Source organism: Pseudomonadota bacterium (assembly GCA_039028935.1).
Classification (GTDB): Bacteria; Pseudomonadota; Gammaproteobacteria; order Steroidobacterales; family SZUA-146; genus SZUA-146.
In genome coordinates this window covers 1-1,639 of the sequence record JBCCHD010000089.1, presented here as the reverse complement: position 1 = coordinate 1,639, position 1,639 = coordinate 1, and the positions used below count along the sequence as shown (strand labels likewise).

The window sequence follows — 1,639 nt, the reverse complement described above, 5'->3', positions numbered from 1 at the left end:
CCATGCGTGAAGCAGTCATCGTATCGACGGCGCGGACGCCGATCGGTAAAGCCTATCGTGGCGCCTTTAATAACACTGAAGCTCCAACCTTAGGCGGTCACGCCGTTCAGCACGCGGTCGAACGTGCCGGCATAGACCCGGCTGAGGTCGAAGACGTGATGATGGGTTGCGCGATGCCACAAGGCACGCAAGGCCAAAACGTCGGTCGACAAATCGCCCTGGCGGCCGGCTTGCCGGTAACCACCGCCGGTATGACGCTCGATCGCCAGTGCTCATCGGGCATGATGGCCATCGCGCTGGCCGCGAAGACCGTCGTCTGCGACAACGTCGACATCATGGTGGGCGGTGGCCTCGAGTCCATTAGCCTGGTGCAGAACGAACATGCCAATCAGCATCGCGTTGCTGATCCTCGATTGCTGGCAAAGCATGAACATATTCTTATGCCGATGATCGATACGGCCGAAGTCGTAGCCAAACGCTACAACATCTCCCGCGAGGCACAGGATGAGTACGCGCTGCAATCCCAGCAGCGCACCGCGGCTGCCCAAGAGGCTGGACGCTTTGACGACGAGATCGTGCCACTACCGTCAAATAAAGGCGTTATGAACAAAGAAACCGGCGAAATCACTTTCGAAGATGTCGTTCTAGAAAAAGATGAAGGCAATCGACCGCAAACCAATCTTGACGGATTGTCCGGACTGCGCACGGTACGTGAAAACGGTGTAATAACAGCCGGCAATGCGAGTCAGCTGTCCGACGGTGCCTCTGCCTCGGTGGTCATGGAAGCCAAGGTGGCGGAAAAACGGGGTCTCGAGCCATTAGGAATTTATCGTGGTACGGCGGTTGCTGGCTGCGAACCCGATGAAATGGGTATCGGTCCGGTTTTTGCGGTACCGCGATTGCTCGAACGTAATGGCCTGTCGATGGATGATATCGGCCTGTGGGAACTCAATGAGGCGTTTGCCGTTCAGGTTCTGTATTGCCGCGATACCTTAGGAATTCCCAACGAACTCCTCAACGTTGACGGCGGCGCGATTTCGGTTGGGCACCCCTACGGCATGTCAGGCGCGCGACTGGTCGGCCACGCCCTGATCGAAGGCAAGCGCCGCGGTGCCAAGTACGTCGTATGTACGATGTGTGTGGGTGGTGGCCAGGGTGCAGCATCTCTGTTTGAGGTCGTCTGAATGCGCGCATTGGTGTGCAACCAATTTGGTCCACCTGAGTCGCTCACGATTGAGGAATGGGACGATCCAGTTCCCGGCGACGAAGAAGTCTGCATCGACGTCGCCGCGGCCGGGGTTAATTTTCCGGACATTTTGAGTATCGCGGGCCAGTACCAAGTGAAGTCACCGTTGCCGTTTATCCCGGGCAACGAAGCCGCCGGTGTTGTAACGGCAGTCGGCGCTAACTGTCAGCGAACGCGTGTCGGTGATCGCATTATCGTGGCAACGCGGGGCGGAGCATTCGCAGAAAAATGCGTTTGCCCAGAAGTCATGACGATGCCACTGCCGGATACTCTCGATTTTGCACAGGGTGCCGGGTTTTCCGTCACCTACGGCACCAGCTATCACGCACTTAAACAGAGTGCGAACCTACAACCCGATGAGACGTTGTTGGTTCTGGGTGCCGCCGGCGGTGT

The 1,639-nt window shown here is 57.5% G+C and carries 2 protein-coding genes; both read left to right on the top strand.

Going from position 1 to position 1,639, the window contains the following annotated elements; genetic code table 11:
- Positions 1–2: 2 nt before the first annotated feature.
- Positions 3–1,184 (top strand): acetyl-CoA C-acyltransferase, encoded by a 1,182-nt coding sequence (locus AAF465_17515; protein ID MEM7084521.1) that lies wholly within the window; start codon positions 3–5, stop codon positions 1,182–1,184.
- On the top strand, positions 1,185–1,639 hold a 455-nt coding region (locus tag AAF465_17510; GenBank protein ID MEM7084520.1), incomplete at its 3' end, for an alcohol dehydrogenase catalytic domain-containing protein.